Annotated in this window: 22 protein-coding genes; 9 read left to right on the top strand and 13 right to left on the bottom strand. The window is 39.6% G+C overall.

Annotation, left to right across the window (positions count from 1 at the left end; all coding sequences use genetic code 11):
* Window positions 1–119 precede the first annotated feature (119 nt).
* The gene (typA, locus tag KPF51_RS07535; protein ID WP_005754702.1) at window positions 120–1,970 is read left to right on the top strand and encodes a translational GTPase TypA; all 1,851 of its coding nucleotides are present in this window, start codon (window positions 120–122) and stop codon (window positions 1,968–1,970) included.
* A 57-nt stretch (window positions 1,971–2,027) separates the two neighbouring features.
* Here the strand turns inward: typA and KPF51_RS07530 are convergent, their stop codons facing one another.
* Complete coding sequence (locus tag KPF51_RS07530; protein ID WP_061406420.1) at window positions 2,028–2,873, bottom strand: DUF817 domain-containing protein; 846 nt, start codon at window positions 2,871–2,873, stop codon at window positions 2,028–2,030.
* Between the two features lie 196 nt (window positions 2,874–3,069).
* On the opposite strand from KPF51_RS07530, the gene KPF51_RS07525 reads away from it, so the two are divergent.
* Window positions 3,070–3,441: a YgiW/YdeI family stress tolerance OB fold protein gene (locus KPF51_RS07525; protein ID WP_005717547.1), complete on the top strand. Its 372-nt coding sequence runs from the start codon at window positions 3,070–3,072 to the stop codon at window positions 3,439–3,441.
* Between the two features lie 24 nt (window positions 3,442–3,465).
* On the opposite strand, the gene tsaA is transcribed toward KPF51_RS07525, so the two are convergent.
* Window positions 3,466–4,206: a tRNA (N6-threonylcarbamoyladenosine(37)-N6)-methyltransferase TrmO gene (tsaA, locus tag KPF51_RS07520; RefSeq protein WP_061406421.1), complete on the bottom strand. Its 741-nt coding sequence runs from the start codon at window positions 4,204–4,206 to the stop codon at window positions 3,466–3,468.
* 101 nt (window positions 4,207–4,307) lie between these two features.
* Between tsaA and KPF51_RS07515 the strand changes: the two genes are divergently transcribed.
* The 3 genes from KPF51_RS07515 (at window position 4,308) to KPF51_RS07505 (ending at window position 7,373) form a co-directional block, all read left to right on the top strand.
* Window positions 4,308–5,213 (top strand): 1,4-dihydroxy-2-naphthoate polyprenyltransferase, encoded by a 906-nt coding sequence (locus KPF51_RS07515; RefSeq protein ID WP_005717543.1) that lies wholly within the window; start codon window positions 4,308–4,310, stop codon window positions 5,211–5,213.
* A 50-nt stretch (window positions 5,214–5,263) separates the two neighbouring features.
* On the top strand, window positions 5,264–5,764 hold the full coding sequence (gene rraA, locus KPF51_RS07510) for a ribonuclease E activity regulator RraA (RefSeq protein WP_005717542.1): 501 nt from the start codon (window positions 5,264–5,266) through the stop codon (window positions 5,762–5,764).
* A gap of 217 nt (window positions 5,765–5,981) precedes the next feature.
* Window positions 5,982–7,373 (top strand): DASS family sodium-coupled anion symporter, encoded by a 1,392-nt coding sequence (locus tag KPF51_RS07505; RefSeq protein WP_005751863.1) that lies wholly within the window; start codon window positions 5,982–5,984, stop codon window positions 7,371–7,373.
* Window positions 7,374–7,469: 96 nt separating this feature from the next.
* Here KPF51_RS07505 and mnmE read toward each other — a convergent pair whose 3' ends face one another.
* From mnmE to rpmH, 5 genes are all read right to left on the bottom strand, one after another.
* The gene (gene mnmE, locus KPF51_RS07500) at window positions 7,470–8,828 is read right to left on the bottom strand and encodes a tRNA uridine-5-carboxymethylaminomethyl(34) synthesis GTPase MnmE (protein WP_064661143.1); all 1,359 of its coding nucleotides are present in this window, start codon (window positions 8,826–8,828) and stop codon (window positions 7,470–7,472) included.
* Window positions 8,829–8,907: 79 nt separating this feature from the next.
* Window positions 8,908–10,533: a membrane protein insertase YidC gene (gene yidC, locus KPF51_RS07495; protein WP_064661144.1), complete on the bottom strand. Its 1,626-nt coding sequence runs from the start codon at window positions 10,531–10,533 to the stop codon at window positions 8,908–8,910.
* On the bottom strand, window positions 10,533–10,793 hold the full coding sequence (gene yidD, locus KPF51_RS07490) for a membrane protein insertion efficiency factor YidD (protein ID WP_005717539.1): 261 nt from the start codon (window positions 10,791–10,793) through the stop codon (window positions 10,533–10,535). The genes yidC and yidD overlap by 1 nt, the downstream gene beginning before the upstream one ends.
* The gene (gene rnpA, locus KPF51_RS07485) at window positions 10,757–11,116 is read right to left on the bottom strand and encodes a ribonuclease P protein component (RefSeq protein ID WP_005717538.1); all 360 of its coding nucleotides are present in this window, start codon (window positions 11,114–11,116) and stop codon (window positions 10,757–10,759) included. Before rnpA ends, yidD begins: the two co-directional genes overlap by 37 nt.
* A 17-nt stretch (window positions 11,117–11,133) precedes the next feature.
* The gene (rpmH, locus tag KPF51_RS07480) at window positions 11,134–11,268 is read right to left on the bottom strand and encodes a 50S ribosomal protein L34 (RefSeq protein WP_005539760.1); all 135 of its coding nucleotides are present in this window, start codon (window positions 11,266–11,268) and stop codon (window positions 11,134–11,136) included.
* A 324-nt stretch (window positions 11,269–11,592) separates the two neighbouring features.
* On the opposite strand from rpmH, the gene dnaA reads away from it, so the two are divergent.
* The 3 genes from dnaA to recF are packed head-to-tail and all read left to right on the top strand — an operon-like array spanning window position 11,593 to window position 15,156.
* Window positions 11,593–12,948 carry a chromosomal replication initiator protein DnaA gene (gene dnaA / locus KPF51_RS07475; RefSeq protein ID WP_005717536.1) on the top strand — a complete coding sequence of 452 codons (1,356 nt, stop codon included), beginning with the start codon at window positions 11,593–11,595 and terminating at the stop codon, window positions 12,946–12,948.
* 13 nt (window positions 12,949–12,961) lie between these two features.
* Window positions 12,962–14,062 carry a DNA polymerase III subunit beta gene (gene dnaN, locus KPF51_RS07470; protein WP_005723553.1) on the top strand — a complete coding sequence of 367 codons (1,101 nt, stop codon included), beginning with the start codon at window positions 12,962–12,964 and terminating at the stop codon, window positions 14,060–14,062.
* Window positions 14,063–14,079: 17 nt separating this feature from the next.
* Complete coding sequence (recF, locus tag KPF51_RS07465; protein WP_005751857.1) at window positions 14,080–15,156, top strand: DNA replication/repair protein RecF; 1,077 nt, start codon at window positions 14,080–14,082, stop codon at window positions 15,154–15,156.
* A 5-nt stretch (window positions 15,157–15,161) separates the two neighbouring features.
* On the opposite strand, the gene KPF51_RS07460 is transcribed toward recF, so the two are convergent.
* The 6 genes from KPF51_RS07460 to coaBC all read right to left on the bottom strand — a co-directional run bounded on the left by KPF51_RS07460 (window position 15,162) and on the right by coaBC (window position 19,247).
* Window positions 15,162–15,917: a class I SAM-dependent methyltransferase gene (locus KPF51_RS07460; RefSeq protein ID WP_005754684.1), complete on the bottom strand. Its 756-nt coding sequence runs from the start codon at window positions 15,915–15,917 to the stop codon at window positions 15,162–15,164.
* 132 nt (window positions 15,918–16,049) lie between these two features.
* Window positions 16,050–16,691: a cAMP-activated global transcriptional regulator CRP gene (gene crp, locus KPF51_RS07455; protein ID WP_005723550.1), complete on the bottom strand. Its 642-nt coding sequence runs from the start codon at window positions 16,689–16,691 to the stop codon at window positions 16,050–16,052.
* 39 nt (window positions 16,692–16,730) lie between these two features.
* Window positions 16,731–16,949 carry a YheU family protein gene (locus KPF51_RS07450; protein WP_005733942.1) on the bottom strand — a complete coding sequence of 73 codons (219 nt, stop codon included), beginning with the start codon at window positions 16,947–16,949 and terminating at the stop codon, window positions 16,731–16,733.
* Window positions 16,950–16,970: 21 nt separating this feature from the next.
* Complete coding sequence (gene slmA / locus KPF51_RS07445; protein WP_005723548.1) at window positions 16,971–17,570, bottom strand: nucleoid occlusion factor SlmA; 600 nt, start codon at window positions 17,568–17,570, stop codon at window positions 16,971–16,973.
* Between the two features lie 3 nt (window positions 17,571–17,573).
* Entirely contained in the window at window positions 17,574–18,029 is a 456-nt protein-coding gene (gene dut / locus KPF51_RS07440; protein WP_061405867.1) for a dUTP diphosphatase, read from the bottom strand.
* Between the two features lie 15 nt (window positions 18,030–18,044).
* The gene (gene coaBC / locus KPF51_RS07435; protein WP_010907048.1) at window positions 18,045–19,247 is read right to left on the bottom strand and encodes a bifunctional phosphopantothenoylcysteine decarboxylase/phosphopantothenate--cysteine ligase CoaBC; all 1,203 of its coding nucleotides are present in this window, start codon (window positions 19,245–19,247) and stop codon (window positions 18,045–18,047) included.
* A gap of 177 nt (window positions 19,248–19,424) precedes the next feature.
* Between coaBC and radC the strand changes: the two genes are divergently transcribed.
* Window positions 19,425–20,099, top strand: a complete 675-nt coding sequence (gene radC, locus KPF51_RS07430) for a DNA repair protein RadC (RefSeq protein ID WP_010907047.1) — start codon at window positions 19,425–19,427, stop codon at window positions 20,097–20,099.
* The last annotated feature ends 65 nt before the right edge of the window (window positions 20,100–20,164 follow it).

Genomic DNA, 20,164 nt, shown 5'->3' with positions numbered 1-20,164 from the left:
TTATTTAATGGCTCCTTGGCGTAAAAAGTTGTATAATCTTGCCCCTTTCACACACTTTTTCGCTAAAAGTGCGGTCAGAAAAAGAACTTTTTCCTATTTCAATATATAAGATTTTCTCAATGACAGATAAAATAGATATCAATAAATTGCGTAATATCGCAATTATCGCCCACGTTGACCACGGTAAAACTACCCTCGTTGATAAACTTTTACAACAATCCGGCACATTAGAGGCATCACGTAATGAAAGTGATGAGCGTGTCATGGACTCTAATGACATCGAAAAAGAACGTGGTATTACCATTTTAGCTAAGAATACCGCCATTAATTGGAATGACTATCGCATTAATATCGTAGACACCCCAGGACACGCAGACTTCGGTGGTGAAGTAGAACGTGTGATGTCAATGGTAGATTGTGTACTTTTAATTGTAGATGCTTTTGATGGTCCAATGCCACAAACGCGTTTTGTGACTCAAAAAGCGTTTGCCCACGGTTTAAAACCAATTGTGGTGATTAACAAAGTTGACCGTCCTGGCGCGCGTCCTGACTGGGTAGTGGATCAAGTTTTTGATCTTTTTGTCAACTTAGGTGCAACCGATGAGCAGTTAGATTTTCCAATTATTTATGCTTCCGCATTAAATGGTGTTGCGGGTCTTGAACACGATGATTTAGCAGAAGATATGACCCCATTATTTGAAGCGATTGTGAAACATGTTGAGCCACCAAAAGTGGAACTTGAGCAACCTTTCCAAATGCAAATCTCCCAATTAGATTACAACAGCTATGTTGGGGTAATCGGGATCGGACGTATTAAACGTGGTTCAGTTAAACCTAACCAAACCGTGAGCATTATTGATAGCGAAGGTAAAACCCGTACCGGTAAAATCGGTCAAGTACTCGGTCATTTAGGTTTGCAACGTTATGAAACAGAGCGTGCTTATGCCGGGGATATTATTGCGATCACGGGATTAGGTGAGTTAAATATTTCTGATACCATTTGCGATATTAACCATGTTGAAGCCTTACCCGCATTAAGCGTTGATGAACCTACGGTGACTATGTTCTTCTGTGTTAATACTTCACCTTTCTGTGGTAAAGAAGGGAAATATGTGACGTCTCGCCAAATTCTTGAGCGCTTAAATAAAGAATTGGTACACAACGTGGCATTACGAGTAGAAGAAACAGAAGATCCAGATGCTTTCCGTGTTTCGGGTCGTGGTGAATTACACCTTTCTGTTTTAATCGAGAATATGCGTCGTGAAGGCTATGAATTGGCTGTGTCACGCCCACGTGTTATCTATAAAGAAGTAGATGGACGTAAGCAGGAGCCATTTGAGCAAGTGACGATTGATATTGAAGAACAGCATCAAGGTTCAGTCATGGAAGCACTCGGTATTCGTAAAGGTGAAGTACGTGATATGGTGCCAGATGGTAAAGGACGTACCCGTTTGGAATATAACATTCCAAGCCGTGGCTTAATTGGTTTCCGCGGCGAATTTATGACGATGACCTCCGGTACCGGTTTACTTTATTCAAGTTTTAGTCACTATGATGATATTAAACCAGGTGAAATTGGACAACGTAAAAATGGTGTCTTAATTTCTAATGCGACTGGGAAGGCATTGGCTTACGCCTTATTTAGTTTACAGGAGCGTGGTAAATTAATGATTGAACATGGTACCGAAGTGTATGAAGGGCAAATCATCGGTATTCATAGCCGTTCAAATGACTTAACTGTGAACTGTTTACAAGGTAAAAAATTAACTAACATGCGTGCCTCAGGTAAAGATGAAGCCGTTGTGTTAGTGCCACCTGTACGCTTTAGCTTAGAACAAGCGATTGAGTTTATTGATGATGATGAGTTGGTGGAAGTGACACCAAGCTCGATTCGTATCCGTAAAAAATTGTTAACGGAAACTGATCGTAAGCGTGCAAGTCGTACGACAACCAGTACTAGCACTCACTAGCTGAACATGCTTATTTTTAAAGACCGTGCGATTAAGCGCGGTCTTTTTTTAGTCGCATTAGTCTCGTGAAACGCGAATACTTTTTTTGATGTGTTTTAAGTTCGCTACGATAGTAAAGGTCATGATAACTAATAGCGCCCACGCACTCCATTTACTGACGTGTACCATTGACCATGCTCCAATTTGATTAGGGTAGCGCCAGATGCCAATAAATGTTCCCATATTTTCAGCTAGCCAAATAAAGAAACCTATTAGCATAAATGCAAACAATAATGGCATTTTCCGTGGTTTATCGTAAGGGGTGAAATATACGATGGTACGCGCATATAACCCTAACGCAAAAACGGCTAAATACCAGCGATAATCACCAATATAATGATGAGTGAAAAAATTTAGGTAAATAAGAATTGCAGTTAATGTGGATAAAAAATACGGTGGGTGACTTTTAATTTTGAGGTCAAATAAACGCCAAGCTTGGATGATATAACTACCCACTGCAGCATACATAAAACCTGTAAATAAGGGGACGCCATAGATTTTACTGTAAGCAAAATCAGGATAGGACCAAGATTGGATACTGCTTGAGGTTTTAAACAATTCTAGTGCGAAGCCAATAAGATGAAATAGTGTAATGGATTTGATTTCATCTAGTGTTTCAAATTTTGTATAAAACATGATAACTTGTAGTAAAATCGCAAAAATTAGAAGTACATCATAACGAGGTAGCCCTAAGAAACCTGCTTTTGGTGTGATAAACATGGCGATAAAGAATAAACCTGCAAATAAGCAGGCGCGAATTTCTTTTAAGCCAAAAAATAAAAATTCTATATTGAATCGTTTTATACCTGTGAGATGCTGAGTTTGGGGATGTTGAATGAGCCAACTATCTATTTTATTTAGCATTTTTATCTGAATTTATATTGCGAGAGACGTTTATTATAAAAGAAAAAATCAATGAATTGTTCTTTTTTGATTAAAAAACAACCGATTGAACGGTTGTTAAGTTTTTCTTAATATTTGTATTGTTTAATACACTCATCAAAAGGCAAGTAGCTTTTTGAACCTTCATTTTTTATTAACATTTATATAGGAACAGATGATGAAAAAATTAATCGCATTGGCCTCAATTTTAGCTATTTCAGGTATGGCCGTCGCAAAAGGTGGTTTCCAAAACAATACGAATAATGCCGGTGGTGGTTTTGGACCAAATGCTGGTATCAATAGCGTGAGAGCTGCACTAAATGCACAAGATGATATGCCAGTTTCTATCGAAGGCTATATTGTTAGACAAATTGATGGTGATGAATTTATTTTCCGTGATGTAGCAGGTTCAGAAATCCGTATTGATGTCAGTGATCGTGCTTGGAATGGGCAAACTATTCAACCGAATGATTTGATCATTATTCAAGGCAAAGTCGATAAAGAGTGGAATAAAACCGATATCGATGTAAAAAATATCATTAAGAAATAATCTGTGCAGTGCGACAATGTCATATTAGTCGCACTTTTTCTTTTCTACCTCTTCTATATCTAAAATGCGTGCTTGCTGTTCCTCTGTTGTTTCCATTTTCCAGCGAATATTAAATTCATGTAGTCTAATACCATAAACTCGTTCTAATGATTGCATCTTTTGATAGGCTGGGCGCGGATCTTGGGCGATTACCTCTGTGATAAAGCGCTTAAAGTGCGGTCGTTTTTTTTCGATTTTTTGTAGTGCGTTCTGTGCTTGTTCGCTAAATATGACTTGCAATGTACATTCTGGTTTTTCTTGAGCAAAACCCGATTTTGCCTCAGCTTCACTGTCAGCGTAAGCAAGATAAGGCTTAATATCAAAAATCGGCGTACCATCGACTAAATCTACAGCCCCTAAATGAAGGCGAACCTTGCCATTTTGACATTCCACTCGGCGTAATTCCACTTTCGATAAACCTAAGGGATTAGGTCTATGGGTTGAACGGGAGGCAAACACCCCCACACGTTGATTACCACCTAAACGTGGTGGTCTAACGGTTGGACGCCATTTTCCTGTAGCGACTCGATCAAATTGAAAAATCAACCATAGGTGACTAAATTGTGCTAATCCTCTGACCGTTTCTGCTTGATTATAAGGGGGGAGTAATTCTAGGATCCCAGTGCCATCTTGGACTAAGTTGGGCTGACGCGGTACCGAAAATTTTTCTTTATAAGGGGTATGAATAATACCAATCGCGTGTAACTGGAGTGATAAGTCAGACATATTTTCCTTCGTATGAAGATTTCGTGTAGAATAAACTGATTTCAGTATTTTACGTAAAAGTACGTGAAAAATCGTGCTTTTTCTTTTAACAAGTGATGTTTATGACAAATAATGTATTAAAAAAGTGGGTGGAAACAGCAAGACCAAAAACCTTGCCATTGGCAATCGCATCTATTATCACTGGTGCTTCATTGGCTTTTTGGTCTGGCAAATTCAGTTGGACAATTACGGTATGGTGTTTAATCACGACGGTGTTGCTACAAATTCTCTCGAATTTTGCCAACGATTATGGTGATCACCAAAAAGGCTCGGATACGGCAGATCGAATTGGTCCCTTACGCGCAATTCAACAGGGCGAGATCAGCGCGAGTCAACTGAAAAAAGGGTTAATTGTTGTCGCCTTGGCGAGTCTATGTTCTGGTGCAATTTTAATTATTGTGGCATATCAATCCTTAGCGGATTTATTGGCGTTTAGTTTACTGGGGCTATTGGCAGTAGTTGCTGCAATTACTTACACCGTAGGGGCGAAACCTTATGGCTATATGGGATTGGGCGATTTATCGGTCTTGCTATTTTTTGGTTTACTTGGGGTTGGTGGAAGTTATTACCTACAAACCCAGCAGCTCAATTTAGCTATTTTATTACCGGCGTTTGCTTCAGGCTTATTAGCCAGTGCAGTATTAAATATCAATAATTTACGAGATATTGAACAAGATAGTCAAGTCGGTAAAAATACTTTAGCGGTACGTTTAGGCAGTGAAAAAGGTCGGATTTATCATGCATGTTTATTATTAGTGGCTATCCTTTGTTATTTGATTTTTACTTTGTGTTATGTGCAAAAACTGACAGGCTTTATTTTTCTTTTCGCGCTCCCTTTGTTTGTCAAACATGCGTTGTTTGTGTATCAAAATAAGTCACCACTCCAGTTACGCCCGATGTTGGCACAAATGTCCTTATTGGCGTTACTTATCAATCTGTTATTTAGTTTAGGCTTGCTTATCAGCTAGCAATAGGCATATACTAACGAAATGAATTTTCTTCAAAATAAGGTAATGTTATGTACATTGATACTTCTGAGCTTTGTGATATTTATCTTGATCAAGTGGATGTAGTTGAACCTATTTTTTCAAGTTTTGGTGGCGTAAATCGTTTTTATGGCAAAGTCACTACCGTAAAATGCTTTGAAAATAATGGCTTAATTACAGATATTTTAGAAGAGAACGGCGAAGGTCGTGTTTTATTGATTGATGGTGGTGGTGCAGTACGTCGTGCTTTAGTCGATGCAGAGCTCGCACAATTAGCAGTCGATAATGGTTGGGAAGGTATTATTGTTTATGGTGCTGTTCGTCAAATTCAACAACTCGAAGAGATGGACATTGGTATACACGCCTTAGCTCCTATTCCTGTGGGCGCAGATAAACAGAACATCGGTGAAATTGATGTACCAGTCAATTTTGGTGGTGTAACATTTTTCCCTGAAGATTATGTGTATGCTGATTTAACAGGTATTATTTTATCGCAAGAGCCTTTAGAGCTAGATGAATTTAATGACGCGTAATTTGCGCTGATATGACATTGCATAAAAGTGCAGCTGAAAAAGTCAAATTTTCGCTGCACTTTTTTGTTGCGCGATTGTTTTTATGCGCTTGTTCACAAATCCATATAAAATGTGTTGCTTTTTATTAACACAATGGTAATTTTTCTAAAAGTTTTGTTCACACGTTGAACAGCTATTTTTCCCTTTTTTATCGTGGTTTATTTAGAAGGATAACATTATGAATCTCGCCGAAACACCAACAAAAAGTGGTTTTAATCGTAATGCCATTATTTTTTTATTCGATATTGTCATCTTTTTTATTTTATTGAATGTGTTACCTTTCGATGCTAAAGCCAATAAAGGTTTAGCCTTATTAGTCTTTATTGCGGTGCTCTGGTTGACGGAAGCATTACATGTGACAGTGACGGCATTATTAGTGCCTTTACTGGCGATTGGATTAGGTTTAGTCGCCACGAAGAATGCATTAGCTGCCTTTGCTGATCCAACGATTTTCCTCTTCTTTGGTGGTTTTGCATTAGCGACTGCATTACATATTCAAAAGTTGGATCGCATGATAGCCAATAAAATTATGGCATTAGCGAGAGGCAAATTATTTGTGGCCAGTATTTACTTGTTTTCTATTACTGCGTTTTTGTCTATGTGGATGAGTAATACCGCGACAGCAGCAATGATGTTGCCATTAGCCATGGGGGTATTAAGCCAAATGGACAGAGAAGCAAATCATAATACTTATGTGTTCATTTTGTTAGGTATCGCCTATAGTGCCAACATCGGGGGAATGGGTACATTAGTGGGCAGCCCGCCGAATGCTATTGTTGCTTCACAATTAAAATTGACTTTCTCGGATTGGTTACAATATGGTTTACCTATCATGTTGATTTTAATGCCGCTCATGATTGGGACATTGTATTTGGTCTTTAAACCAAAATTGAATGTGCGTTTTGAAAAGCATTTTGAAGTCATTGAAATGAATAAATCACGCATTATTACATTATGTATTTTTGTCACAATTGCATTGTGTTGGGTGTTTAGTAGTCAGATTAATCCGATGTTATCGAATTTATTAGGCTTAGAAAAGAAAATGGCGAGCTTTGATAGCGTAGTCGCCTTATTAGCAGCTGTGGTGATTTGTTCTACTGGCGTGGCAACCTGGAAACAAATTCAAGATAACACAGATTGGGGCGTTTTAATGTTGTTTGGTGGTGGCTTGACTTTAAGTGCCGTGTTACGCGATTCTGGTGCCAGTAAGATTTTAGCTGACGGTATTGTCTTCTTAATTGAAGGAGGACACTTTTATTTGATTGGTTTATTGGTTGCCGCATTTATTATTTTCTTAACTGAATTTACCTCCAATACAGCCAGTGCAGCGTTGTTAGTCCCTATCTTCATTTCCATTGCCCAGTCTTTAGGCATGCCAGAACTTGGACTTGCGTTAATTATCGGTTTAGGGGCATCTTGTGCCTTTATGCTACCGGTGGCGACACCACCGAATGCGATTGTCTTTGGTACAGGTGAGATTAGACAAAGTGAAATGGTGAGAGTAGGTGTGTTATTAAATATTGTCTGTATCTTTGTAATTGCGACAGTAGGCTATTTATTTTGGCTATAAAACATCGCTTGTGATGTAATTGAAACAAACAATCAGGTATTAAACAAAGTGCGGTTGATTTCTAAAAAATCACCGCACTTTTTTGTGATGGATTGTTTATTTACCAATACAGAAAGAACTGAAAATATTGCCGAGTAAATCATCGGAAGTAAATTGCCCAGTAATTTCACTTAAATGATTCTGAACTCGACGTAATTCTTCTGCCAATAATTCGCCAGCATAGAATTGCGTTAATTGCACATGACCTTGTTGTAAATGCGTTGCTGCTTGTTCTAGTGCTTCAAGATGGCGACGGCGAGCGAGGAATCCTCCTTCCATATTGGTTTGATAACCCATGGATTGTTTGAGATGTTCACGCAATAGCGCAACCCCTTGTTGCGTTTTAGCGGAAAGAGTAATGACAGTATAACCATTTTGCTCCACTATGCCTTCATTTTCACCACTTAAATCCGCTTTATTACGTACAATCGTGACGGGAATATTGCTTGGCAATTTGGTTAAAAATTCTGACCGCACTTTTTCTAAATCTTGGTTATCGGCTTCTGTGCTATCTAACATTAACAAAATGCGATCAGCTTGTTCGATTTCACTCCAAGCACGCACGATTCCAATACGCTCGACTTCATCCGTAGCCTCTCGCAGACCGGCTGTATCAATAATGTGCAGTGGCATACCATCAATATGAATATGTTCACGTAGCACATCACGGGTTGTTCCCGCAATATCCGTGACAATTGCCGCTTCACGCCCAGCTAGCGCATTGAGAAGGCTCGATTTCCCTGCATTTGGTCGCCCAGCAATCACCACTTTCATCCCTTCACGCAAAATCGAACCTTGTTTCGCCTCTGAACGGACATGGTCTAGCTGTGTAATGATATCATTCAGGTGGGCTTCAATTTTACCGTCTGCTAGAAAATCAATTTCTTCATCTGGGAAATCAATTGCCGCTTCCACATAGGTCCGTAAGTAAATCACACTATCAACGAGCTGATTCACTTTATTAGAAAATTCACCTTGTAGGGATTTTAATGCTGAGCGAGCGGCTTGCTCTGAACTGGCATCAATTAAATCAGCAATCGCTTCGGCTTGCGCCAAATCCAATTTATCGTTTAAGAAAGCTTGTTCTGAAAATTCACCAGGACGGGCTAAACGGAGCCCCTCTAACTGTAAAATGTGTTTTAATAGCAGATCGAGTACAACCTGACCGCCATGTCCTTGTAATTCCAACACATCTTCGCCTGTAAAGGAGTGAGGGGCTTTGAAGTACAGCGCAATGCCTTGATCGAGCACATTTCCATCACTATCTTTAAAGGGCAAATAATCTGCCATACGTGGTTTGGGGCATTTGCCTAATACCGCATGGGCAACCTCAACTGCTTTCGGACCTGACACACGTAAAATCCCAATTCCACCGCGTCCCGGTGCAGTAGCTTGTGCAACAATGGTTTCTTTCATAAAAACTCTCTTAAAAATGACCGCACTTTGATAAAACAAAAGGCACCAACTTGATGCCTTTTATGTTCATTCAACTGAATTATTTATGGCGAGAGTGTAACCCTTTTTTCTCTAAGCCACGATAAATCAATTGCTGTTGAGCGATAGTGATCAAGTTAGACACTAACCAGTATAATACCAAGCCTGATGGGAACCACAAGAAGAACACCATAAAGATTAATGGCATGAAGTTCATGATCTTCTGTTGTGTTGGATCTGCCACTGGCGTTGGTGACATTTTCTGTAATAAGAACATCGATGCACCCATTAAGATCGGCAGGATATAATACGGGTCTTGTGCCGATAAGTCTTGGATCCAACCAAAGAACGGTGCATGACGTAATTCAACGGCTTCTAAGAACGTCCAGTATAATGCGATGAAAATTGGCATTTGCAGAAGAATAGGTAAACAGCCACCTAATGGATTGACTTTCTCTTCTTTATAAAGTTTCATCATTTCTTGGCTCATACGTTGACGATCTTCACCAAAACGTTCACGCATTTCTTGCAGTTTCGGCTGTAACATACGCATTTTTGCCATGGAGGTGTATTGTGCTTTAGTAAGTGGGTATAAAATCGCTTTGACCACTAAAGTCACACCAATAATCGCAAGCCCCCAGTTTTGTACAATACTTTGAATAAAGGTTAAGAGCCAGAATAGCGGTTTAGCAATAAACCATGCCCACCCATAGTCCACACTTAAGTCTAAATGGTTTGCGACAGTTGCCATTTGATCTTGTAACTTAGGTCCAGTCCAAAGGGAGCTGCGAATCATTTCTTTGGCACCAGCAGGAATTGCAGTTACTGGACCACGATAACCAATCGAAGCCAAATTATTAGCTTTATCGGTTAAGCTATAAAGCTGATTATCCGCATCTTGATTTGGGATCCACGCCGAAACGAAATAGTGCTGTAATACAGCGACCCAGCCAGCTTTGGTTGAGATAGACAAGTTGGCTTTTTCCATGTCTGCAAAACTGTATTTTTTATAGTTGGTTTCAGACGAGGAATAAGCGCCACCCGTATAGGTTGGCATCGCGACGTTACCAGTATCTTCAACTAAAGTATGACGTAATTGCCCATAAGGCTCAACTTCGATAGTTTTATCACTTTGGTTATCAATTTCAAAGTTTACCGCAATGTCATAAGCACCACGTTTTAACACAAAGATTTTACGGAAAGTCACGCCGTCTTTCTCAAACACGAATGGCACGGCAAGTTCATTTTGCCCATCTGTTAATTTAAACGTATCGCCATCAACCTGATAGTTAGCACGTCCCGCTTTGGTATCAATACCGTCTTTACCAACAAGACCACTTTGTGCGATATAGACATGATTTGCTTTGTTGGTTAACAACGTAAACGGGGTATTGGAATTTAATTCTGCATCGTATTTTAATAATTCAGAATGAACAACATCGCCCCCTAAGGTATCCACTTCCAAACGGAATACATCATTTTCTAATGTGATAATACGACCTTGTGCTTGTGCTGTTGTTGCAATATCCGAAGATGAAGAAGCAGAACTTGCAGGTACATCAGAAGATACTTTTACTTGTTCAGTTGCAACAGGTTTTGGCGTATGGTAGTCAAGTTGCCATTGCTGATAAACAAGAAAAGAAATGAAGAGTAGTGCGATGACTAACAGGCTACGTCTTGAGTCCATTATTTTTTCTCTTTTTTGTTATTGATCTTTGGTGGAACAGGATCGTATCCACCCGCGTTTAAAGGATGACATTTTAATATACGTTTTAGCGTAAGCCAACTCCCTTTTATCGCACCATGGGTTTTTACTGCTTCAATCCCATAGCAAGAACATGTCGGTGTGAAACGACAACGGGGGCCAATGAGTGGGCTAATGACAACTTGATAGACACGAATTAACCCAATCAAGATTTTTGAGCTAAGCGAATGTGTCTTTGCCATAATTTATCCAATGTTTGTGTGAGTGTCCTGTTGTCTAATTTACCAATTCCCTGTTTCGCCACAATAACAAAATCGCAATTGGGGAGTTTATACTGTGCTAGGCGGAAACTTTCTCGGCATAAGCGTTTGATGCGATTGCGATCATGTGCTTTTTTTAAATGCTTTTTCGCGACAGTTAACCCTAAGCGAGGATGAGCGAGATTATTGGGACGAGCAAGAATGGTAAGTTCAGGTGTACTAGCACGGAACGGCTGTTCGAAGACGTATTTAAAATGAAGGGGAGTTAACAAACGTAACTCCCTCGAAAAATTCAGCTTAATCACACCAATAGGGATTAAGATTATGCTGATAACGATTTACGACCTTTAGCACGACGACGAGCTAAAACTTGGCGGCCGTTTTTAGTTGCCATACGAGCACGGAAACCGTGTGTACGACTACGTTTTAACACTGATGGTTGAAATGTACGTTTCATAACTGTAATTTACCTAAATCAAAAATTGTTCAGTAATCTTGAAAACAAGGATTAATCAAATAAGGAACGGAATTGTAATCATAAATTCAACGTTCGTCAAATTAGAATAGGCAAAATGAGCAAATAAATCTCAGTTTTCCTAATAAAAAGCAAAAGTGCGCCTCGGATTATACGTTTTTTGTTAAAAATCTCAAGCAACCTTTTTAGATTTTTTTCTGCCTTTATTGAAGATCTTTACGGGAGTTTATTGTAGAATTAATTTTCTTAAAGACCGCGCGTTTAGCGGAATTTTTTCAAATACCTTAACTATAACGATAATAGAATATGAAACCAGACCTATCTTCTCTTTGGCAAGAATGCCTTTTACAGCTTCAAGACCAGATTTCACTAACGGATTTTAGCACCTGGTTACGTCCTTTACAGGCCGATTTTAGCGTACAAAATACGATTGTTTTGTATGCCTCTAATGTGTTTATTAAACAAAAAGTGGACGAAAGTTATTTGGCACAATTGACTAAAGTTGCACAAGAGCTCAGTGGCAATGCTGAGTTAGTGGTACAGGTCAAAGTTGGGGTGAAACCTGAACCGAAGCCCGCGCAACCTTCTGCTTTGCCAACACATCACAATAAAGAAGAAAATAAACCGCAAACGGTTATTCGTTCTTATTTAAATCCCAAGCATGTGTTTGAAAATTTTGTGGAAGGTAAATCGAATCAACTTGCTCGTGCTGTTGCACAAAAAGTGGCAGATAATCCTGGTGAACCGAGTTCCAATCCGCTTTTTCTGTATGGTGGTACAGGTTTAGGGAAAACCCATTTATTGCATGCCATTGGCAATGGTATTTTATCTCGTAATACAAATGCGAGAGTCCTGTATATTCATGCTAATAATTTTATGCAACAAATGGTGAATGCGGTACGTGATAACAAAATGGATGAATTTAAAAAATTCTACCGCTCTTTAGATGCGCTGTTAGTGGATGATATTCAATTCTTTGCAGAAAAAGAAAAAACCCAAGAAGAGTTTTTCCATATTTTCAATAATTTATTTGATACGGGACGTCAAATTATCCTGACATCGGATCGGTATCCAAAAGAAATTGAAAAACTGGAAGAGCGTCTGAAATCGCGTTTCGGTTGGGGATTAACTACCGCGATTGAGCCGCCTGAACTGGAAACGCGCGTAGCGATTTTATTAAAGAAAGCCGAAGAAAAGAACATTTATTTACCTGAAGAAGTGGCGTTTTTTATCGGACAAAAATTACGTACTAACGTACGTGATCTTGAGGGCGCACTTAATCGAGTAAGTGCGAATGCGGAGTTTATGGGGGCGGCGATTACAATTGATTTTGTACGCGAAACCTTAAAAGACATGTTGGCATTACAGGATAAATTGGTCACAGTAGAGAATATTCAAAAAGTGGTGGCTGAATATTATCGGATTAAAGTGTCGGATTTGAAAGGCAAGAGTCGCTCGCGATCGATTGCACGTCCACGCCAACTCGCGATGGCGTTGTCGAAAGAATTGACAAATCGCAGTCTGCCAGAAATCGGGAAAAACTTTGGTGATAAAGATCATACAACGGTCTTGCATGCCTGTCGTAAAATTGCAGAATTGAGAGAACAAGAACATTCTTTAGAAGAGGATTGGTCAAATTTAATCCGTACACTCTCTGTGTAAAAAGGGGAAAAATATGCAGTTTATTGTTTCAAGAGAAAATTTATTAAAGCCATTACAACAAGTGTGTGGGGTGCTAAGTAGCCGCCCAAATATTCCCGTATTAAATAATGTATTACTACAAATTCGTGGTGAGCGTTTAGTGATTACCGGCACGGACTTAGAAGTTGAGCTCTCCACTGAAACTGCACTATTACGTACAGATGTGCAAGGTAGTTTTACTATTCCTGCCAAGAAATTTTTAGATATTTGCCGCAGTTTACCCGAAGAGGCGGAGATCTCAGTCAGTTTCGAAGAAGATCGTGCCATTGTGAAATCTGGTCGCAGTAAATTTAACTTGTCGACTTTACCAGCAGAAGAGTACCCAAATTTAACTGATTGGCAATCAGAGGTTGATTTTACTCTTGAACAAAGCACATTGCGTCGCCTGATTGAAGCCACGCAATTTTCCATGGCGAACCAAGACGCACGCTATTTCTTAAACGGCATGAAATTTGAAACAGAAGGGAATTTATTGCGTACTGTGGCAACGGATGGTCACCGTTTAGCCGTTTGTACCATTGCATTAGAACAAGACTTACAAACCCATTCAGTGATACTACCGCGCAAAGGGGTATTAGAGTTAGTCCGTTTACTCGAAAACACGGATTTGCCCGCCCGTTTACAAATTGGTACGAATAACTTGCGTATTGATTTAGGCAATATTATTTTCACTTCAAAACTGATCGATGGTCGATTCCCAGATTATCGTCGTGTCTTACCACGCAATGCAACACGTATTTTAGAAGCGGAATGGGATGTGTTAAAACAGGCGTTTGTGCGCGCGGCGATTTTATCTAATGAGCGTTTCCGTAGTGTTCGTTTACAGTTAAGTGAAAATCAATTAAAAATTACGGCAACCAATCCAGAACAAGAAGTGGCAGAAGAAATTATCGATGTTTCTTATGTGGGTGAAGAAATGGAAGTCGGCTTTAATGTAAGCTACATTTTAGATGTATTAAATGCGTTAAAATGTCAGCGAGTGCGTATGCGTCTGACCGATGCCTCGTCAAGTTGCTTAATTGAAGATTGTGACGATGCTAGCGCGGAATATGTCATTATGCCAATGCGTTTATAGTTTTCTTTGCACACCGTATGGCAATTTCACGTTTACTGATTGAAAACTTTCGTAACTTAACAGCCGTGGATCTCGAATTTGATCACGGCTTTAACTTTTTAGTGGGTAACAATGGTAGTGGCAAAACCAGCCTATTAGAAGCGATCTTTTATCTCGGGCATGGTCGCTCCTTCAAAAGTGCGGTCAGTAATCGCATTATTTCTTACGAACAACCGCATTTTATTTTACACGCCAAAATTCAAGAACAAGCCCATCAATGGTCTGTTGGTTTACAGAAATTACGGCAAGGAAATTCAGTTGTAAAAATTAATGGTGAAGATGGCAATAAAATTGCTGATCTTGCCCATTTGCTTCCTATGCAATTAATTACCCCTGAAGGCTTAACCTTGTTAAATGGTGGTCCCGTTTACCGTCGTGCTTTTTTGGACTGGGGACTTTTTCATCATCATAATCACTTTCATTTAGCTTGGGTAAATTTAAATCGTTTATTAAAACAACGTAATGCGGCGTTACAACAAGCCACTCATTATCAGGCGCTTGAAATCTGGGATCGTGAACTAGTGAAACTTGCGCATCAAGTCAGTGAATGGCGTGCACAATATGCAGAAGCATTGCGTCCTGAAATTGAACAGACTTGCCGCTTATTTTTACCTGAATTAGAGATCAGTGTGAGCTTTCATCAAGGTTGGGAAAAAGACAGTGACTATGCTGACTTGTTAGTGCGCCATTTTGAACGCGATCGTGCGATAGGTTATACCGTGTCGGGACCACAAAAAGCAGACTTTCGCTTTAAAGCCAATGGCTTGCCGGTGGAAGATGTGCTTTCTCGTGGGCAGTTGAAGTTATTGATGTGTGCACTACGCCTTGCGCAAGGTGAACATTTAATGAAGCAGAAAGAACGACATTGTATTTTTCTGATTGATGATTTTGCTTCGGAACTGGATCAATATAAACGCGCTTTATTAGCTGAACGTTTGAAACAAAGTGGCTCACAAGTGTTTGTCAGCGCGATTACAGAAACACAACTAAAGCAAATGCAACCACAGCAACACCGCACTTTTCGGGTTGAAGAAGGTTGCATTGCACCGCTTTAAATGCCTTATTTTTGACTACAAACCGCAATAAAATTGAGCTTATTTTGTGGGTCATTAAAGGTTTTGAACATTTGTTTAAATTGTTCTCGATTTTCTGACTTAAGGGCATTTTTAATGATTCTAAAAGTGCCTAGAACACCTTCGTCATAAAAGAGTCCTTTAGGGGAAAGTAAGGTCATTTCACCTGAATAAGCATCAATATTACGGAAACCACATTCACTAAATAAACGTTTCCAGCCGTCTTTCGTTAATGGTGTAACTGTAACATTAATGACATCGCGTAATTTTTCCAAGATCTGTTGATGATCTTCTCCGACTAACATCACATCATGTGTGAGTAGAAAGCCGTTGGGCTTTAACACACGCCAATATTCTGTAATAGCTTTCTTTTTCGCTTCAATTGGCAACATGGTTAACATGGCTTCATTAATCACAATATCAAAGCTGTTATCTGCAAAAGGTAATTTCATCGCATTGGCACGTTGCACATGAATCAAATCTTGTAAACCTTCATTACAGATATTTTGCTTTGCTTTCTCTAGTGCGCTTTCATCTAAGTCAACCCCTTCAATCTGGCAACCGTATTGTTTGGCTAAGGCAATAGCCGTCGTTCCCATATTACAGGCAACCTCAAGTACCTTTTTATTCGCATGAAAATCACCATTGGCAATTAACCAATCTGTCGCGATTTTACCACCCGGGCGTAAGCGTGTTTTGCCTAAACGTGCTAAAAAATTGTGTCCAACTTCTGTTTTACCCATCATGTACTCCTCAATGTGTTGAATTGATTTTAGCTTACCATGTTCAAATCAAAATAAGAATGAGAATTAACAGGTCATTTGAATATAAAAAATGCGATCAAATGGATCGCATTTTAGCAGAGAACCGGGGGATTATCTTGTACCGTAAACGACAATGGTTTTACCATGTGCAGAGATTAAATGCTGATCTTCTAACATTTTGAGGATTCGTCCAACCGTTTCACGCGAACATCCCACCATTTGCCCAATTTCTTGGCGCGTGATTTTAATTTGCATCCCATCTGGATGGGTCATGGCTTCTGGCATTTTAGCCAGATTTAATAAGGTTTGTGCGATACGCCCCGTCACATCTAAAAAGGCTAGATTACTTACTTGTCTTGACGTATTTTGTAAGCGACGTGCTAGCTGAGCTGATAAATGCATTAAAATATCTGGGTTGACCTGAATTAATTGACGAAATTTTTTATAAGAAATTTCGGCAATTTCACATGGGCTTTTTGCCTTAATCCAAGCTGAACGTAATTGTCCCTCTTCGAAAAGACCAGCCTCACCAAAAAAATCACCTTGACTTAAATAAGTCAAAATCATTTCTTTGCCATCTTCATCTTTGACTAAGACAGCAACGGAACCTTTAATCAGATAATACAGCGTCTCGGCTTTTTCACCTGCATGAATCAATGTACTTTTGGAAGGATATTTGTGAATATGGCAGTGAGATAGAAACCACTCTAACGTAGGATCTATCGATGGTGTAGTTTGCATTTGTTCTTGCACGGAAGACCTCCATAAACTAATTTTTCCGACAAAGTAGAATCATTTTAACAAGTCCATTTTGTCTTTTATATCAATTGATTCGTGCAGTTCAGACCAAACTATCACGACAGTACCTTGTTGAATTTGAGAAAGTAAAGCTTGTTTTTTTTGTTCTAAGGAAAGCTCACATTGACCATAGTCTGTCCCTTCTCTTAAAATGAAACTCTCCACAATATTGTTTAACGTTTCTTCTTCCAATTCTTGCCAAGGAATGATCATATTCTTACCTAAATTCAGATTTTATGCAAATAACCTTTCAAGCAATCGCCATTGTTGCTCAAAACTTTGTTGTGTGGAATGGCGGAAATTGGAACGGACATAACGCATAAAGTGCCCTTCACACAGGTTCACCAGATGTGCCGCGATAACGCGCTCTTCATAGTCAAAACCTTTTCCTTCACGTAATTTTCGCATTTGTAAGATGTTGATGAATTGTAACTCAAGGCGATCAAAAAATTGGGCGACGCGTGCTTGTAATTGCGGTTCTTCAAACATTAAGGCGTGTCCCGTTAAAATACGAGTTAAGCCGGGATTTTTGCGTGCAAAATCTAACACCATTTGCATAATATTATGAACACGCGCGGCAGTATGGGTCTCATTTTTAACGGATTGCGTAATACGTGTGAATAAATGTGCTTCCAGATTATCAATCAAGGCTTCAAACATTTTGGTTTTACTTGGATAGTAACGATAAAGCGCGGCTTCTGAAACACCTACTTCGGCAGCAATGCGAGCTGTTGTCATACGTTCCATTCCCCGTTCCGAATGCAACATATGTGTCAGAACGGTCAGCACTTGCTGACGGCGTTCTTTCAGACTGCGTTTTACTGGTTTTTGCATAGCTTATTGTTTACCCGAATGTCCAAATCCACCTTCACCACGCTCAGTTTGTGCAAAATCACTGACGATATTAAACTCAGTTTGCACGACAGGCACAAACACTAATTGGGCAATACGATCACCTACTTCCACTTTAAATGGCTCAGTGCTACGGTTCCACAGCGAAACCATTAATGGACCTTGATAATCCGAGTCAATTAAACCGACTAAATTACCTAAAACGATGCCATGTTTATGACCTAAACCTGAACGAGGCAAAATAACGGCCGCCAGCGTAGGATCGGCAATATAAAGAGATAAACCTGTTGGAATTAACACGGTTTGTCCCGCTTCTACAGTCATTGGCGCATCAATTAATGCTCTTAAATCTAAGCCCGCGGACCCTTCGGTTGCATATGTTGGCAAAGGGAATTCTGTTCCAATACGTTGATCGAGAATTTTGACATCAATTTTTTTCATTCTTTGTCCTATTGTTTAAGATTGGCGGTAACGCGCAATAATTTGATTAACTAATTGTTTGGCTAATGTTTTTTTACTCTCTAATGCTAATTTTGTGCTGCCATTGTGCCAAAAGAGATGCAGGCTATTTTGATCTTGCCCGAAGACTTGTCCACCTGATACATCATTCGCACAAATCATATCCAGCTTTTTACGTTGTAGTTTGTCTTGTGCGTACTGCTCAACATGTTGAGTTTCCGCTGCGAAACCTACCGTAAATGGACGTTGTACCGCTAAATGCCCAACATCTGCAATAATGTCAGGATTTTTAACTAATGTCAGGTTGATTTCATCTCCTGCTTTTTTGATTTTTTGCGTCGCGATCTCAGCAACACGATAATCTGCTACGGCAGCACAGCCAATAAATATCTGATTTTCGACCGCACTTTTGAGCGCTTGCTGATGCATGTCTTGAGCAGAAATGACATTGATGCGCTGGACTTTCTCGGGTGTTGCTAAATTGACCGGACCTGAGATTAATGTGACTGTTGCTCCACGTTCAGCAAAGGCTTCGGCAATCGCAAAGCCCATTTTTCCAGAACTGTGATTACTAATATAACGAACTGGATCAATGGCTTCTTGCGTTGGACCTGCGGTAATCGCCACTTTTAATCCCACTAAATCTTGTTGAGTATGGAATAACTCACAAAGTGCGGTATAAATTTCAGAAGGTTCAGACATACGTCCTAAACCAACATCCCCACAAGCTTGCTCACCTGCATTAGGACCGACAACATGGTAACCACGTTGAACTAGAGCACTCAGATTTTTCTGCGTTATCGCTTGAGCAAACATTTGCTGATTCATCGCCGGAGCGAGTAAAAGGGGGGCTTTGGTTGCTAAACAAAGAGTAGAAAGCAGATCATTTGCCATACCAACGGTTAAACGGGCGAGAAAATCTGCACTTGCTGGTGCAATCACAATGGCTTCTGCCCATTTGGCTAATTCAATGTGTCCCATCGCTAATTCAGCTTGGGGATCCAAGAGAGACTGAGCCACGGCATTGCCTGAGATGGCTTGTAACGTTAAAGGAGTAACGAATTCTGCAGCAGCCGGAGTGAGCACTACGCGTACATCAGCCTGATTTTTGCGTAATAAGCGGATTAATTCGATGGATTTATAAGCAGCAATGCCACCAGTAATACCGACAACGATACGTTTTGATTGAAGGGGGTGCATGATGAATCCTCGCGCTTAATTTTTATTCAAACCAACAAAAGCCTTATTTTACTGTAATTTTTGCCAAGAAAGAATGGTATTTTTGCGATCTTATTTCCAGAGTCGTGTGTGATCGTTTTCCTTGATAAGCGATATCAGTAATTTAATGCGTTATGTGATAACTAAGAGGATGATATCATGCAGAATCAAGTAGAAAGCCTGAGTTTGATGCCACGTGAAAAATTATTGCGTTTTGGTGCACCGGCTTTAACTGATGAAGAATTGCTAGCGATTTTTTTAAGAACAGGGATAAAAGGCTGCTCCGTTATGCAACTTTCGCGACACGTTTTACAGCATTTCCATTCATTAAGAGGATTAATGTCAGCCACACAAACTGAGTTTTGTCAGCTGAAAGGATTAGGGATAACGCAATTTATTCAATTACAAGCCTGTACTGAAATGAGTAAACGCTATCTACAAGAAGAATTAAAATTAACACAAGCATTTAAGAATTCTGAAAATGTGCGATTTTACTTACAAGCGACATTGGAAAATAAGGAACGAGAAATTTTTCAGGTCCTTTTTTTAGATAATCAGCATCGCTTGATTAAACAAGAAGAAATGTTTTTAGGGACGATTAATTGTACAACGATTCACCCGAGAGAAATTATAAAAAGTGCACTTTTTTGTAATGCGGCGGCGTTAATTTTAGCTCACAATCACCCTTCTGGAAACCCCGAACCAAGTGCCTCGGATAAAATGGTTACCACAAAAATCCAAGCAGCTGCTGAGTTAGTTGAAATCCGAATTTTGGATCATTTTGTTATAGGGAAAGGCTGTTACTATTCGTTTGCAGAAAATAGACTCCTATAAGGTTTTTTGTTACCATTCAATTCCTTGGCGAAAATTTTTACATTTATTTGTTGAAATGTGGTATT

It is taken from the genome of Pasteurella sp. XG20 (genome assembly GCF_018968665.1).
GTDB classification, from domain to species: Bacteria; Pseudomonadota; Gammaproteobacteria; order Enterobacterales; family Pasteurellaceae; genus Pasteurella; species Pasteurella multocida.
The sequence above is the reverse complement of the archived record's forward strand: the minus strand, read 5'-3'. Positions and strand labels throughout refer to the sequence as shown.